Raw genomic sequence first — 12,114 nt, forward strand, 5'->3', positions numbered from 1 at the left:
TTTGCTTGAAGGCAAACCTGTAAAAAGCTGGAATCGCCTGTAACGGCCGGCAATCCGCCAATACAAACACGCGAGCGAACCAAACCCCTTCGCTCTCCTTGCTGTCATCCCGGCGAAAGCCAGGACCCAGAGGCCCCTGAACTCCACCCTCTCCGAAGACCCCTGCGAAGGCAGGGGTCCAAGTCTCTTGGTGCGCTGGATACCTGCCTGCGCAGGTATCTCCGGTCTGCTGCGGCCCAGCACCAAGTCGTCCCAAGGAAATCCGGGTCAAAAATGGCCGGATTTCCACAGCCGGCAGGGCAGGGGCCAGGGTGTGCCAGAATGCCTGCAGATTCCCCCTTAACGGCTGTTGACGCATCCGATTCCCGCGCGTATACGCCCCACTTCGCCGGGAAGGCTGCGCTTTGAAGAGCGAACGCTCCCTCGAAACAGACAATTTAACCTCACCCAAGCCCAGGGCCGCTCGAAGCTGACGAGCTGCGCGCCCGGGGCAAAAGTGTTTTGCGCGGACGGAAGCAAGATGGAAAAACAAAATATCCGGATCAGGCTGAAAGCCTTTGATCACCGCGCGCTCGACATGTCGGCGAAGGAGATCGTGAACACGGCGAAGCGCACCGGCGCTGAGGTCCGCGGTCCGGTTCCGCTGCCGACACGCATTGAGCGCTTCACGGTCATCCGGTCACCGCACATCGACAAAGCTTCGCGTGACCAGTTCGAAATCCGCACACACACCCGCATTCTCGACATCGTCGACCCCACCCCGCAGACCGTTGATGCTCTGATGAAGCTCGACCTGTCGTCCGGTGTCGGCATCGAGATCAAACTCGAGGGAGGCCGTTAATGGCACAGCCAGCTGCCCGTTCCGGCGTGCTCGCACGCAAGGTCGGCATGACCCGTGTATTCGGTGACGACGGACGCCACATCCCGGTGACCGTGCTGTCGCTCGACGGCTGCCAGGTCGTCGGCGTGCGCACCGAAGAAGTGCGCACCGTGAAAACCAAGAAGGGCGGGGAAGTCACCCGTACCGACGGCTACAAGGCCGTCATCCTTGGCACCGGCGAGAAAAAAGCAAAGCGCACCCCCAAGGCTGAGCGCGCTGCGTTCGCCAAGGCCGGCGTTGCGCCGAAAGCGAAACTCAAGGAATTCCGCGTCACCGGCAACCTGCCGGAAGTCGGTTCGACCGTTCTGGCCGACCACTTCGTGCCGGGTCAGAAAGTCGACGTGTCGGCAATCTCGACCGGTAAGGGTTTTGCGGGCGCCATGAAGCGCTGGAACTTCTCCGGTCTGCGCGCCACGCACGGCGTGTCGATCTCGCACCGTTCGCATGGTTCGACCGGTATGCGCCAGGATCCGGGCCGCGTGTTCAAGAACAAGAAGATGGCCGGCCACCTCGGTGTGGACCGCATCACGACGCAGAACCTCACGGTTGTGCGCACCGATGTCGAGCGCGGCCTGATCCTCGTGAAGGGTTCGGTCCCGGGCGTCGATGGCGCCTTCGTCGAAATCCGCGACGCTGTGAAGAAAGCCCTGCCGAAAGACGCGCCGGCCGCCGGTTCGTTCAAGGCACCAGAGAAGCTGACCGCCGGGGGTGAAGGCTAATGGAACTCTCCGTAAAAACCCTGGCCGGCAAGGCTGCCGGCAAGATCGAGCTGGACGACGCGATTTTCGGCATTGACGAAATCCGCGGCGACATCCTGCAGCGCACCGTTCGCTGGCAGCTCGCCCGCCGTCAGGCTGGCACGCACAAGGCCAAGTCGCGTTCGGAAGTGAACCGCACGACGAAAAAGTCGATCAAGCAAAAAGGCTCGGGCGGCGCCCGCCACGGCTCGCGCAACGCCCCGATCTTCGTCGGTGGTGGTGCGGCCCACGGCCCGCGCGTTCGCAGCCATGCGCACGACCTGCCGAAAAAGATCCGCAAGATGGCGCTCGCCCACGCGCTTTCCTCGAAAGTGAAGGGCGATGCGATCATCGTGATCGACAAGGCTGAGTTGAAAGACGCGAAGACCAAGGAACTGGTCAGCGCCTTCAAAGGCCTCGGCATCGAGAACGCGCTGATCATCTCGGGCGCCGAAGTGAACCAGAACTTCGCCCGCGCCGCGCGCAACATCCCGAACATCGACGTGCTCCCGGTTGCGGGCCTGAATGTCTACGACATCCTGCGCCGCCGCACGCTCGTCATCACCAAGGAAGCCGCCGAGGGCATCAAAGCCCGCTTCGATGGCGCCAAAGCGGAGGCTGAATAATGGCCGATGTGAAACCCCACCACTATGACGTGATCCGCCGCCCGCTGATCACCGAGAAATCGACGCTTGTCGCCGAGCAGAACAAGATTGTCTTTGAAGTCGCGCCCGGCGCCGACAAGCAGGCGATCAAGGAGGCCGTCGAGGCCCTGTTCAAGGTGAAAGTGACGAAGGTCAACACCTTGGTCCAGAAGGGCAAGACGAAACGCTTCCGGGGTTTCCTCGGCCGTCGCTCTGACGTGAAGAAAGCCATCGTCACCCTCGCTGAAGGCCAGTCGGTCGACATCTCGACGGGCCTCTAAGGGAGAAGGACGAAGCAAATGGCACTGAAGACATTCAATCCGACCTCTCCCGGCCGCCGCCAGCTCGTGCTGGTGGACCGCAAGGGTCTGCACAAGGGCGCGCCGGTCAAGGCGCTCACCGAAGGCCTCACGAAGAAAGGCGGCCGTAACAACCAGGGCCGCATCACCGTTCGCCACCAGGGCGGCGGCGCGAAGCGTCTGTACCGCAAGGTCGACTTCAAGCGCAGCCGCTGGGATGTACCGGCGACCGTCGAGCGTCTGGAATACGATCCGAACCGCACGGCCTTCATCGCCCTGATCAAGTATCAGGACGGCGAGCTGTCCTACATCATCGCGCCGCAGCGCCTTGAAGTCGGCGACACCGTGATCACTTCGGCCACCGCCGATATCAAGCCGGGCAATACCCTGCCGCTGAAATCGATCCCGGTCGGTACGATCATCCATAACATCGAGCTGAAGCCCCAGAAGGGCGCGCAGATGGTCCGCTCCGCCGGTACCTATGCCCAGCTCGTTGGCCGCGATGCCGGCTATGCCCAGATCAAGCTCGCTTCGGGCGAACTGCGCATGGTGCTGGATACCTGCCTTGCCACGATCGGCGCTGTGTCGAACCCGGACAAGATGAACGAAGTCAGCTCCAAGGCTGGCCGCACGCGTCACCGCGGCGTTCGTCCGACTGTCCGCGGCGTCGTGATGAACCCGGTCGACCACCCGCACGGTGGTGGTGAGGGCAAGTCGTCCGGTGGCCGTCACCCGGTCACCCCGTGGGGTAAGAAAACCCGCGGTCCGAAGACCCGTAACAACAAAGCGACGGATCGCCTGATCATCCGCCGCCGTAACGCGAAACGCTAAGGGAGCCACGAGACATGCCCCGTTCTGTCTGGAAAGGCCCGTTCGTCGATGGCTACCTCCTGAAGAAGGCTGAGGAAGCCCGTTCTTCGGAGAAGCGCGCCGTGATCAAGACCTGGTCGCGCCGCTCGACGATCCTGCCGCAATTCGTTGGCCTGAACTTCCAGGTCCACAATGGCAACAAGTTCATCCCGGTCACGGTCTCGGAAGAGATGGTCGGCCACAAGTTCGGCGAGTTCGCTCCGACCCGTACCTATTACGGCCACGGCGCAGACAAGAAAGCGAAGAGGAAATAGTCATGGCAAAGGCCAAGAATCCTCCGAAGCAGGCGGCTAACGAGTCGCGCGCCGTGCTGCGCATGTACCGCTCCAGCCCGCAGAAGCTGAACCTCCTGGCTCAGCAGATCCGTGGACTGAAGGTCGAGCGCGCCCTGGCAGAGCTGCAGTTCTCGCCGAAACGTCCGGCCAAGGACGTTCGCAAGCTGCTGCAGAGCGCCATCGCGAACGCCGAGAACAATCACGGCCTCGACATCGACAGCCTCGTCGTTGCCGAAGCCCATGTCGGCAAGAACCTGGTGATGAAGCGCATCCGGGCCCGCGCCCGTGGCCGCGCTGCGCCGATCCAGAAGCCGTTCGCCCAACTCACCATCGTCCTGCGGGACGTCAGCCAGACTGCGGAGGCCGCATAATGGGTCAGAAAGTTAATCCGATCGGCTTTCGCCTGGGCATCAACCGCACGTCTGACAGCCGTTGGTATGCCGACAGCTCCGATTATGGCCGTCTCCTGCACGAAGACCTCGCGATCCGCAAAGCGATCCGCGAGAAGCTGAAGCAGGCCGGCATCTCGAAGATCATCATCGAGCGTCCGCACAAGAAATGCCTCATCACGATCCACACGGCCCGTCCGGGTCTCGTGATCGGCAAGAAGGGCGGCGACATCGAAGTGCTCCGCAAAGAGCTCGCCTCGATGACGACCGATGAAGTCCGCGTGAACCTCGTCGAGATACGCAAGCCGGAAATCGACGCGACCCTCATCGCCGATGACATCGCCCGCCAGCTCGAGCGCCGCGCCTCGTTCCGCCGCGCCATGAAGCGTTCGATCCAGTCCGCCATGCGCCTCGGCGCTGAAGGCGTGAAGGTCGTCGTTTCCGGCCGTCTCGGCGGCGCAGAGATCGCCCGCACCGAGAAGTATGCTGAAGGTTCGGTTCCGCTGCACACGCTGCGCGCCGACATCGACTACGGCACCGCCGAAGCCGAGACGACCTATGGCATCATCGGTGTGAAGGTCTGGGTCTACAAAGGCGAGATCCTCGAACACGACCCGATGGCCCAGGACAAGCGTCTTGAGACCTCGGGCCAGTCGCGCGCACGCGCCAACGCCAACCAGCGCGGCCCGGCCTCGGGCGCGCAAGCTGCCGGAGCGTAATCAGTCATGCGTCAACCGAAGCGAACCAAATTCCGCAAGGCCTTCAAGGGCTCGATCAGCGGGCAGGCGAAGGGCGGCTTCACGCTGGCCTTCGGTGAGTTCGGCCTCAAGGCGCTCGAACCGGAACGCGTCACCGCGCGCCAGATCGAAGCGACCCGCCGTGCCATCACCCGCGAGATGAAGCGCCAGGGCAAAGTGTGGATCCGCGTGTTCCCGGATGTTCCGGTCACCGCGAAGCCGATCGAAGTCCGGATGGGTAAAGGCAAGGGTTCCGTCGAGCGTTGGGTCGCTCGCGTTGCTCCGGGCCGTATCCTGTTCGAGATCGACGGTGTCCCGGAAGAAACCGCACGCCTGGCGCTCGCGCTCGGCGCGGCCAAGCTTCCGATCAAGACCAAAGTCGTCAAGCGCATCGAGGGGATCTAAGCCATGAAAGCTGCTGACGTCAGATCGAAATCCGCTGACCAGCTCAATGACGAGCTGGTGAAGCTGAAGAAAGAACAGTTCAACCTGCGTTTCCAGGCGGCCACCGGCCAGCTGGAAAAGACTGGCCGCGTGACGGAAATCCGCCGCGACATCGCCCGGATCAAGACGATCCTGCGCGAAAAGGCCCAGGCAGGTAAGGCGTAAGGAGAGACCCATGCCGAAGCGTATTATGAAAGGCGTTGTTGTCTCCGCGAAGCAGGACAAGACCGCCATTGTCCGCGTCGAACGGACCTTCACGCACCCGATGCTGAAGAAGATCGTTCGCCGTTCGAACAAGTACCATGCCCATGACGAAGGCAATGTCGCCGTCGAGGGCCAGACCGTAACCATCCGCGAGTGCGCGCCGAAGTCGAAGCTGAAGCGCTGGGAACTCGTCACCGGTGAAGGAAGTGACGCATGATCCAGATGCAAACCAACCTGCGGGTCGCCGATAACTCGGGCGCACGCCGCGTGATGTGCATCAAGGTGCTCGGTGGCGCTGGCCGCCGTTACGCCTCGGTGGGCGATGTGATCGTGGTCTCGATCAAGGAAGCGATCCCGACGGGCCGCGTGAAGAAGGGCGACGTCCGCAAGGCGGTCGTGGTCCGCGTGTCGAAGGATATCAACCGGGCCGACGGCTCGACGATCCGCTTCGATTCGAACGCTGCCGTCCTGATCAACAACAATGGCGAGCCGATCGGCACCCGCGTGTTCGGGCCGGTTCCGCGCGAACTGCGCGCGAAGAACCAGGTCAAGATCGCCAACATGGCGCCGGAGGTCCTGTAACCATGGCCGCGAAGATCAAGAAGGGCGACACCGTCGTCGTCATCACCGGCAAGGACAAGGGCACCAAGGGTGAAGTCCTGAAAGTGCTCACGGAAGAGAACCGCGTCGTCGTGCGCGGCGTCAATCTCGTGAAGCGCCATCAGAAACCGACCCAGATGGATCCGGGCGGCCTCAAATCCTTCGAGGCGCCGATCCATGTGTCGAACGTCGCCCATGCCGACCCGCGCGATGGCAAGGCCGTCCGCGTCGGATTCAAGATTGACCAGCATGGCCGCAAGACACGCGTGGCCAAACGTTCAGGGGAATCGATCGATGTCTGAGGCTTATGAACCCCGCCTCAAGCGGAAGTACCGGGAACAGATCCGGGCGAAGCTGCAGGAGCAGTTCAACTACTCGAACCCGATGAAGGTTCCGAAACTCGACAAGGTCGTGATCAACATGGGCGTGGGCGAAGCCGTCAACGACTCCAAGAAGATCAAGGCGGCCCTGGCCGAGCTGGAGCGCATCGCCGGTCAGAAGCCGGTGGCCACCAAGGCCCGCAAGTCGATCGCTGGCTTCAAGCTGCGCGAAGGCATGCTGATCGGTGCAAAGGTCACGCTTCGCCGTGACCGGATGTACGAGTTCCTGGACCGCCTGACGACAATCGCGCTGCCGCGCGTGAAAGACTTCCGGGGCCTCAACGGCAAGAGCTTCGATGGCCGTGGTAACTATGCCATGGGCATCAAGGAACACATCGTGTTCCCGGAAATCAATTACGACGAGGTGGATGAAGTGCGCGGTATGGACATCATCGTCTGCACCACCGCCGAAACGAACGAAGAAGCCAAGGCACTCCTCGCGGAGTGTGGCTTCCCGTTCCGGAATTAGCGCCAGGAGACTGCTTAGATGGCAAAAAAGAGCGCAATCGAGAAGAACAACAAGCGCAAGGCCTTGGCCGAGCGTTACGCCGCCAAGCGCGCTGCCCTGAAAGCGGCCGCGATGGACGAGAACCTGTCGCTGGAAGAGCGCTTCAAGGCCCGCATCAAGCTGGCCCAGATGCCGCGCAACACGGCAGCCAACCGGGTTCGCAACCGTTGCGAAGTCACCGGCCGTCCGCGTGCGTACTATCGTAAACTGAAGATGTCGCGGATTGCGCTTCGTGAGCTCGGCTCGCGCGGCCAGGTCCCCGGCCTCGTGAAATCCAGCTGGTAAGAGAGGAGGGAAGCAGATGAACATTTCCGATCCCCTCGGCGATATGCTGACCCGCATCCGCAACGCCCAGATGCGCGGCATGACGAAAGTCGTGACGCCGGCATCGAAGCTGCGCGGCCGCGTGCTCGATGTGCTCGTCCAGGAAGGCTACATCCGCGGGTACACCGAAATCGAGAAGGACGGTCACAAGTCCCTCGAGATCGAACTCAAATATTATGAAGGCCAGCCGGTCATCTCCGAGATCAAACGCATCTCGAAGCCTGGCCGCCGGGTCTATTCGTCCGTGTCGGACATTCCGCTGGTGCGTAACGGCCTCGGCATCTCCATCCTGTCGACTTCGCAGGGTGTGATGTCCGATAACGCCGCGCGCGCCAAGAATGTCGGCGGCGAAGTACTCTGCCGCGTATTCTAGGAGGCAAGTTCAATGTCCCGTATCGGAAAACTTGCGATCCCGGTTCCTGCTGGTGCGACTGTCACCGTCAGTGGACAGACGATCAAGGCCAAAGGCCCGAAGGGTGAGCTCGAGCTCGTCCTGCCGGAAGTCATCACGCCGAAACTCGAGAGCAACGAGCTCTCGGTGTTGCCGCGGGCTGATCTCGTCGAGGCTGCCAACGAAGTGATCGAATCCGCGAAAGCGAAAGGCAAGCGTCCGCCGACCTTCGCCCAGTCGCTGTCGCCGGATGCGCGCACCCAGTGGGGCACCGCCCGCGCCCGCGCCGCCAACATGGTGGAAGGTGTCACCAAGGGGTATTCGAAAACCCTAGAACTCGTCGGCGTCGGCTACCGCGCCCAGATGCAGGGCACGGACCTGAAACTGGCGCTCGGCTACTCGCACGATGTGATCTACAAGGCGCCGAAAGGCATTACGCTTGCCTCGTCCAAGCCCACCGAGATTGTGATCTCGGGCGCCGACAAGCAGGCCGTTGGCCAGGTTGCTGCCGAGATCAAGAAGTTCCGTCCGCCGGAGCCGTATAAAGGCAAGGGTATCCGCCTGCAGGGCGAATACGTCCGCCGCAAGGAAGGCAAGAAGAAGTAAGGCCATGAAGACAGCACGCGACAAGAAGCAGCGCCGCGCACAGCGGGTCCGCACGAAGCTCCGCCGGGTTGCCGAAGGCCTTCCGCGCCTTTCGGTTGCCCGCAGCCACAAGAACATCTCGGTGCAGATCATCGACGACGAGAAGGGCATCACGCTCGCCTCGGCCTCGACCCTGGAGAAAGACGTTCTCGGCTCGGCCAAAACCGGCGCCAACATTGAAGCCGCTGCCCTCGTCGGCAAGGCAATCGCTGAACGCGCGAAAAAAGCCGGCGTCGAAGACGTCGTGTTTGATCGCGGCGGTTACATGTTCCACGGCCGGGTGAAAGCTCTGGCAGATGCCGCCCGTGAGGGCGGTCTCAAATTCTAAGGAGTCTGCCTGATGGCTGAGGAAAGAGGAGAGAGAAGGGGCCGCCGCCGTGATCGCGAGCAACCGCGTGATCGTGAAGAGGAAGCCTCCGAACTCGTAGACAAGCTGGTTGGCATCAACCGCGTCGCGAAAACCGTGAAGGGCGGCAAGAACTTCGGTTTTGCTGCGCTCGTCGTGGTCGGCGATCAGAAGGGCCGTGCCGGCTTCGGCAAGGGCAAGGCCCGCGAGGTTCCGGAAGCCATCCGCAAGGCGACCGAAGAAGCCAAGCGCAATATGGTCCGCATCCCGCTGCGCGAAGGCCGCACCCTGCACCATGACGGCAATGGCCGTCACGGCGCCGGCAAGGTCGTGCTCCGCGCGGCCCCTCCGGGTACCGGCGTGATCGCCGGCGGCCCGATGCGTGCGGTCATGGAAGTGCTCGGCGTCCAGGACGTCGTCGGCAAGTCGATCGGCTCGTCAAACCCCTACAACATGGTGCGCGCCACGTTTGATGCTCTCAAGGGCCAGGCGAACCCGCGCACGGTCGCCTCGAAGCGCGGCCTGAAAGTGCAGGACGTTATCGCCCGCCGCACCGATGGCGTCTCCGAAGCCGGCATGGCCGATTCGGCTAACTGAGAAGGATTTCGGTCACATGGCTCAGAAAACCCTCACCGTCCGTCAGATCGGCAGCCCGATCGGCCGCAAGCCTGGCCAGCGTGAAACGCTGGTCGGCCTCGGCCTGAACAAGGTTGGCCGCTCGAAAGAACTCGTGGATACGCCGGAAGTGCGCGGCATGATCCGCAAGGTCTCCCATCTCGTGGAAGTGGTCGGCGAATAGGCTTTTCCGCCTGCCGGCCTCTTATCCCTGAACCTGAAAGTCCAGTGTCATGAAACTCAATGATCTCGCCCCCGCAGAAGGCTCCACCAAGAAGCGCATGCGCGTTGGCCGCGGCGTCGGCTCGGGCAAGGGCAAGACGGCTGGCCGCGGCGTGAAAGGCCAGAAGGCGCGTTCGGGCGTGGCCGTGAACGGCTTCGAAGGTGGCCAGATGCCAATCTACATGCGCCTGCCGAAGCGCGGCTTCAAGGCGCCGGGCGCCAAGACGCATGCCTGGGTCAACCTCGGCCGCATCGCGAAAGCCGTCGATGCCGGCAAGCTCGATGCCTCGAACGTGACCGAAGAGTCGCTCGTGGCCGCTGGCCTGGTGCGCAACGTCCGCGACGGCGTGCGCCTGCTGGCCAAAGGCGAAGCCCCGAAAAAGCTGAAAATCACTGTCACCGGGGCCTCGAAAGCGGCCGTGGAAGCGGTCGAAAAGGCTGGCGGCAAGGTTACGGTTACGGGCGCAGCACAGGAAGCCGCTGCGGAATAATCCGGGGGTTTTGCTTAACGCCCCTTCACAAACCATGCGTCGCCGCCGATCTTTGGCGGCGAACGTCTTTCAGGGAGGCTCGTACAGCCGATGGCGAATGCTGCGGAACAAATGGCCCGCAACCTCAATTTCTCGACGTTCGGGAAAGCGAAGGACCTTCAGGCCCGTATCCTCTTTACTCTCGGCATTCTCGTCCTTTACCGGCTGGGCACCTTCATTCCGATCCCGGGTCTTGATCCGGCCCAGTACGCCTACCTGTTCGAACAGCAATCGGGCGGAATCCTCGGCTCCATGAACATGTTTGCCGGCGGCGCCGTCGAACGCATGGGCATCTTCGCGCTGAACGTGATGCCCTACATTACTGCCTCGATCATCATCCAGATGATGACAACCGCCTCTCCGACGCTGGAAAAGCTGAAGAAGGAAGGGGAGGCGGGCCGAAAGCAGATCAACCAGTACACCCGCTATCTGACACTGGTCTTCGCCCTCGTGCAGTCTTTCGCCATCGCGGCGGGCCTCGCCGCCGTGCGCCTTGAAGGCATCTCGTCCTGGTTCTTCATCCTCACCGGCGTCGTGACGCTGACCGGCGGCACCATGCTGCTGATGTGGATGGGTGAGCAGATCACGGCGCGCGGCATCGGCAACGGAATCTCGCTGATCATCTTTGCCGGCATCATCGCGGAAATGCCGAAAGCGATCTTCAACCTGATCGCCCAGGCCCGCACCACTTCGATCGATATCGGCTTCGTGCTCGCGATCATCGTGATGGTCCTCGCCCTGATCGTCTTCATCGTGTTCATCGAGCGCTCGCAGCGCCGGCTGATCATTCACTATCCCAAACGCCAGCAGAGCCAGGGTTTTGCCCAGGGCCAGCGCAGCTTCCTGCCGCTGAAGATCAACACCTCCGGCGTCATCCCGGCGATCTTTGCGAGCGCGCTCCTGATGCTGCCGATGACGGCTGTCGGTTTCCTCGGCGCCGGCGCTGCCGCCGATCCCACCGCCGCCACCGGCGTGCTCGGCTGGCTGGCCGCGAACTTCTCGCCCGGCTCGTGGACCTACATCATCTCCTACGCCGTGCTGGTGGCCTTCTTTGCCTTCTTCTACACGTCGATCATGTTCAATCCGCAGGAAACGGCGGACAACCTGCGCAAGTATGGCGGCTTCATTCCCGGCATCCGTCCGGGTTCGAACACCGCCGCGTATATCGACTATGTCCTGACCCGCCTGACGACCATTGGCGCTTTCTACCTCGTCTTCATCTGTATCCTGCCCGAGCTCCTGCGCCGCTATTTCCCGATGATCCCGTTCTATATCGGTGGCACCTCGCTGCTGATCGTCGTCTCCGTGACGATGGACACCGTCACGCAGATTCAGTCGCACTTGATTGCCCACCAGTATGAGGGGATGATCAAGAAGTCGAAGCTCGGGGGCAAGCGTAAGTGAATCTGATTCTGTTCGGCCCGCCGGCGGCCGGTAAAGGCACCCAGGCCAAGCGCCTGGTCGAAGGCCGCGGGTTCGTTCAGCTCTCCACCGGCGACATGCTGCGCGCCGCGCGATCTTCCGGTTCGGAGCTGGGCCAAAGGGTCGCAAAGATCATGGATGAGGGCGGGCTGGTCTCGGACCAGATCGTCATCGACCTGATCGATGAACAGCTGACAGCCCGCGCCGGTGCGCCGGGCTTCATTTTTGATGGTTTCCCCCGCACGATCGGCCAGGCAGAGGCGCTCGACCGCCTCCTGGACTCGCGCGGCGAGAAAGTGGATCTGGTGATCCGGATGCGTGTGGACGACGAGCGTCTGCTGGCCCGGGTAACCAGGCGTTTCGAGGAGCAGGGGCGGGCGGACGACAATCCGGCCACCTTCTCGCGCCGTCTGGAGCGTTATTATGAGGATACGGCCCCCCTGGTCCCGCTCTATGCGGAACGGGGCGTTCTTGTCGAAGTAGACGGGATGGGCACGATCGAGGAGGTGTCTGCGTCAATTGATGCGGCCCTGAAACAATCGGCCTGAACCGCGCAGTTCTTCTGTTGACGGGCGAAAAAGCGCGGCTATAAGCCTCGTTTCTTAGCTTCAGGCTTAACCGCCGGTGCGCGCGACGGGCTCATTCGCCCGGT

The 12,114-nt window shown here is 62.4% G+C and carries 23 protein-coding genes; all 23 read left to right on the forward strand.

What is annotated here, in order from left to right; genetic code table 11:
- Positions 1 to 520: 520 nt before the first annotated feature.
- The gene (gene rpsJ, locus ACK4TE_RS04900; RefSeq protein WP_368066352.1) at positions 521 to 841 is read left to right on the forward strand and encodes a 30S ribosomal protein S10; all 321 of its coding nucleotides are present in this window, start codon (positions 521 to 523) and stop codon (positions 839 to 841) included.
- On the forward strand, positions 841 to 1,599 hold the full coding sequence (gene rplC, locus ACK4TE_RS04905) for a 50S ribosomal protein L3 (RefSeq protein ID WP_409910367.1): 759 nt from the start codon (positions 841 to 843) through the stop codon (positions 1,597 to 1,599). Before rpsJ ends, rplC begins: the two co-directional genes overlap by 1 nt.
- Complete coding sequence (rplD, locus tag ACK4TE_RS04910) at positions 1,599 to 2,243, forward strand: 50S ribosomal protein L4 (protein ID WP_409910368.1); 645 nt, start codon at positions 1,599 to 1,601, stop codon at positions 2,241 to 2,243. The genes rplC and rplD overlap by 1 nt, the downstream gene beginning before the upstream one ends.
- Entirely contained in the window at positions 2,243 to 2,542 is a 300-nt protein-coding gene (locus ACK4TE_RS04915) for a 50S ribosomal protein L23 (RefSeq protein ID WP_409910369.1), read from the forward strand. The genes rplD and ACK4TE_RS04915 overlap by 1 nt, the downstream gene beginning before the upstream one ends.
- Before the next feature lie 18 nt (positions 2,543 to 2,560).
- Complete coding sequence (gene rplB, locus ACK4TE_RS04920) at positions 2,561 to 3,391, forward strand: 50S ribosomal protein L2 (protein WP_409910370.1); 831 nt, start codon at positions 2,561 to 2,563, stop codon at positions 3,389 to 3,391.
- A 14-nt stretch (positions 3,392 to 3,405) separates the two neighbouring features.
- The gene (gene rpsS / locus ACK4TE_RS04925) at positions 3,406 to 3,684 is read left to right on the forward strand and encodes a 30S ribosomal protein S19 (protein WP_409910371.1); all 279 of its coding nucleotides are present in this window, start codon (positions 3,406 to 3,408) and stop codon (positions 3,682 to 3,684) included.
- A gap of 2 nt (positions 3,685 to 3,686) precedes the next feature.
- The gene (gene rplV, locus ACK4TE_RS04930) at positions 3,687 to 4,076 is read left to right on the forward strand and encodes a 50S ribosomal protein L22 (RefSeq protein ID WP_409910372.1); all 390 of its coding nucleotides are present in this window, start codon (positions 3,687 to 3,689) and stop codon (positions 4,074 to 4,076) included.
- Complete coding sequence (gene rpsC, locus ACK4TE_RS04935; protein ID WP_409910373.1) at positions 4,076 to 4,813, forward strand: 30S ribosomal protein S3; 738 nt, start codon at positions 4,076 to 4,078, stop codon at positions 4,811 to 4,813. The genes rplV and rpsC overlap by 1 nt, the downstream gene beginning before the upstream one ends.
- Positions 4,814 to 4,819: 6 nt before the next feature.
- Positions 4,820 to 5,236 carry a 50S ribosomal protein L16 gene (gene rplP / locus ACK4TE_RS04940; protein ID WP_409910374.1) on the forward strand — a complete coding sequence of 139 codons (417 nt, stop codon included), beginning with the start codon at positions 4,820 to 4,822 and terminating at the stop codon, positions 5,234 to 5,236.
- 3 nt (positions 5,237 to 5,239) lie between these two features.
- A complete protein-coding gene (gene rpmC, locus ACK4TE_RS04945; RefSeq protein ID WP_409910375.1) occupies positions 5,240 to 5,440 on the forward strand; it encodes a 50S ribosomal protein L29 in 201 nt (66 codons plus the stop codon).
- Between the two features lie 10 nt (positions 5,441 to 5,450).
- Positions 5,451 to 5,696, forward strand: a complete 246-nt coding sequence (gene rpsQ, locus ACK4TE_RS04950) for a 30S ribosomal protein S17 (protein ID WP_409910376.1) — start codon at positions 5,451 to 5,453, stop codon at positions 5,694 to 5,696.
- Positions 5,693 to 6,061: a 50S ribosomal protein L14 gene (gene rplN / locus ACK4TE_RS04955; RefSeq protein ID WP_291068634.1), complete on the forward strand. Its 369-nt coding sequence runs from the start codon at positions 5,693 to 5,695 to the stop codon at positions 6,059 to 6,061. The genes rpsQ and rplN overlap by 4 nt, the downstream gene beginning before the upstream one ends.
- Before the next feature lie 2 nt (positions 6,062 to 6,063).
- A complete protein-coding gene (gene rplX, locus ACK4TE_RS04960; protein WP_409910377.1) occupies positions 6,064 to 6,381 on the forward strand; it encodes a 50S ribosomal protein L24 in 318 nt (105 codons plus the stop codon).
- A complete protein-coding gene (gene rplE, locus ACK4TE_RS04965; protein WP_409910378.1) occupies positions 6,374 to 6,928 on the forward strand; it encodes a 50S ribosomal protein L5 in 555 nt (184 codons plus the stop codon). The genes rplX and rplE overlap by 8 nt, the downstream gene beginning before the upstream one ends.
- A gap of 18 nt (positions 6,929 to 6,946) precedes the next feature.
- Positions 6,947 to 7,252 (forward strand): 30S ribosomal protein S14, encoded by a 306-nt coding sequence (gene rpsN / locus ACK4TE_RS04970; protein ID WP_409910379.1) that lies wholly within the window; start codon positions 6,947 to 6,949, stop codon positions 7,250 to 7,252.
- Between the two features lie 16 nt (positions 7,253 to 7,268).
- Positions 7,269 to 7,664: a 30S ribosomal protein S8 gene (rpsH, locus tag ACK4TE_RS04975; protein ID WP_409910380.1), complete on the forward strand. Its 396-nt coding sequence runs from the start codon at positions 7,269 to 7,271 to the stop codon at positions 7,662 to 7,664.
- 12 nt (positions 7,665 to 7,676) lie between these two features.
- A complete protein-coding gene (gene rplF / locus ACK4TE_RS04980) occupies positions 7,677 to 8,288 on the forward strand; it encodes a 50S ribosomal protein L6 (RefSeq protein ID WP_409910381.1) in 612 nt (203 codons plus the stop codon).
- A gap of 4 nt (positions 8,289 to 8,292) precedes the next feature.
- Positions 8,293 to 8,655: a 50S ribosomal protein L18 gene (gene rplR / locus ACK4TE_RS04985; RefSeq protein ID WP_409910382.1), complete on the forward strand. Its 363-nt coding sequence runs from the start codon at positions 8,293 to 8,295 to the stop codon at positions 8,653 to 8,655.
- 12 nt (positions 8,656 to 8,667) lie between these two features.
- Entirely contained in the window at positions 8,668 to 9,270 is a 603-nt protein-coding gene (gene rpsE / locus ACK4TE_RS04990) for a 30S ribosomal protein S5 (RefSeq protein WP_409910383.1), read from the forward strand.
- Between the two features lie 16 nt (positions 9,271 to 9,286).
- Complete coding sequence (gene rpmD / locus ACK4TE_RS04995; RefSeq protein WP_409910384.1) at positions 9,287 to 9,472, forward strand: 50S ribosomal protein L30; 186 nt, start codon at positions 9,287 to 9,289, stop codon at positions 9,470 to 9,472.
- Positions 9,473 to 9,521: 49 nt separating this feature from the next.
- Positions 9,522 to 10,001 carry a 50S ribosomal protein L15 gene (gene rplO, locus ACK4TE_RS05000; protein WP_409910385.1) on the forward strand — a complete coding sequence of 160 codons (480 nt, stop codon included), beginning with the start codon at positions 9,522 to 9,524 and terminating at the stop codon, positions 9,999 to 10,001.
- 90 nt (positions 10,002 to 10,091) lie between these two features.
- Positions 10,092 to 11,444, forward strand: coding sequence for a preprotein translocase subunit SecY (secY, locus tag ACK4TE_RS05005; protein WP_409910386.1), 1,353 nt, complete (start codon positions 10,092 to 10,094; stop codon positions 11,442 to 11,444).
- On the forward strand, positions 11,441 to 12,010 hold the full coding sequence (locus ACK4TE_RS05010; RefSeq protein WP_409910387.1) for an adenylate kinase: 570 nt from the start codon (positions 11,441 to 11,443) through the stop codon (positions 12,008 to 12,010). Before secY ends, ACK4TE_RS05010 begins: the two co-directional genes overlap by 4 nt.
- Positions 12,011 to 12,114: the final 104 nt, after the last annotated feature.

It is taken from the genome of Hyphomonas sp. (assembly GCF_046313975.1).
GTDB lineage: Bacteria > Pseudomonadota > Alphaproteobacteria > Caulobacterales > Hyphomonadaceae > Hyphomonas.

Coding starts and splice junctions, on each gene's coding strand:
- rpsJ (WP_368066352.1), top strand. CDS start 521: ATGGAAAAACAAAATATCCGGATCAGGCTGAAAGCCTTTGATCACCGC.
- rplC (WP_409910367.1), top strand. CDS start 841: ATGGCACAGCCAGCTGCCCGTTCCGGCGTGCTCGCACGCAAGGTCGGC.
- rplD (WP_409910368.1), top strand. CDS start 1,599: ATGGAACTCTCCGTAAAAACCCTGGCCGGCAAGGCTGCCGGCAAGATC.
- ACK4TE_RS04915 (WP_409910369.1), top strand. CDS start 2,243: ATGGCCGATGTGAAACCCCACCACTATGACGTGATCCGCCGCCCGCTG.
- rplB (WP_409910370.1), top strand. CDS start 2,561: ATGGCACTGAAGACATTCAATCCGACCTCTCCCGGCCGCCGCCAGCTC.
- rpsS (WP_409910371.1), top strand. CDS start 3,406: ATGCCCCGTTCTGTCTGGAAAGGCCCGTTCGTCGATGGCTACCTCCTG.
- rplV (WP_409910372.1), top strand. CDS start 3,687: ATGGCAAAGGCCAAGAATCCTCCGAAGCAGGCGGCTAACGAGTCGCGC.
- rpsC (WP_409910373.1), top strand. CDS start 4,076: ATGGGTCAGAAAGTTAATCCGATCGGCTTTCGCCTGGGCATCAACCGC.
- rplP (WP_409910374.1), top strand. CDS start 4,820: ATGCGTCAACCGAAGCGAACCAAATTCCGCAAGGCCTTCAAGGGCTCG.
- rpmC (WP_409910375.1), top strand. CDS start 5,240: ATGAAAGCTGCTGACGTCAGATCGAAATCCGCTGACCAGCTCAATGAC.
- rpsQ (WP_409910376.1), top strand. CDS start 5,451: ATGCCGAAGCGTATTATGAAAGGCGTTGTTGTCTCCGCGAAGCAGGAC.
- rplN (WP_291068634.1), top strand. CDS start 5,693: ATGATCCAGATGCAAACCAACCTGCGGGTCGCCGATAACTCGGGCGCA.
- rplX (WP_409910377.1), top strand. CDS start 6,064: ATGGCCGCGAAGATCAAGAAGGGCGACACCGTCGTCGTCATCACCGGC.
- rplE (WP_409910378.1), top strand. CDS start 6,374: ATGTCTGAGGCTTATGAACCCCGCCTCAAGCGGAAGTACCGGGAACAG.
- rpsN (WP_409910379.1), top strand. CDS start 6,947: ATGGCAAAAAAGAGCGCAATCGAGAAGAACAACAAGCGCAAGGCCTTG.
- rpsH (WP_409910380.1), top strand. CDS start 7,269: ATGAACATTTCCGATCCCCTCGGCGATATGCTGACCCGCATCCGCAAC.
- rplF (WP_409910381.1), top strand. CDS start 7,677: ATGTCCCGTATCGGAAAACTTGCGATCCCGGTTCCTGCTGGTGCGACT.
- rplR (WP_409910382.1), top strand. CDS start 8,293: ATGAAGACAGCACGCGACAAGAAGCAGCGCCGCGCACAGCGGGTCCGC.
- rpsE (WP_409910383.1), top strand. CDS start 8,668: ATGGCTGAGGAAAGAGGAGAGAGAAGGGGCCGCCGCCGTGATCGCGAG.
- rpmD (WP_409910384.1), top strand. CDS start 9,287: ATGGCTCAGAAAACCCTCACCGTCCGTCAGATCGGCAGCCCGATCGGC.
- rplO (WP_409910385.1), top strand. CDS start 9,522: ATGAAACTCAATGATCTCGCCCCCGCAGAAGGCTCCACCAAGAAGCGC.
- secY (WP_409910386.1), top strand. CDS start 10,092: ATGGCGAATGCTGCGGAACAAATGGCCCGCAACCTCAATTTCTCGACG.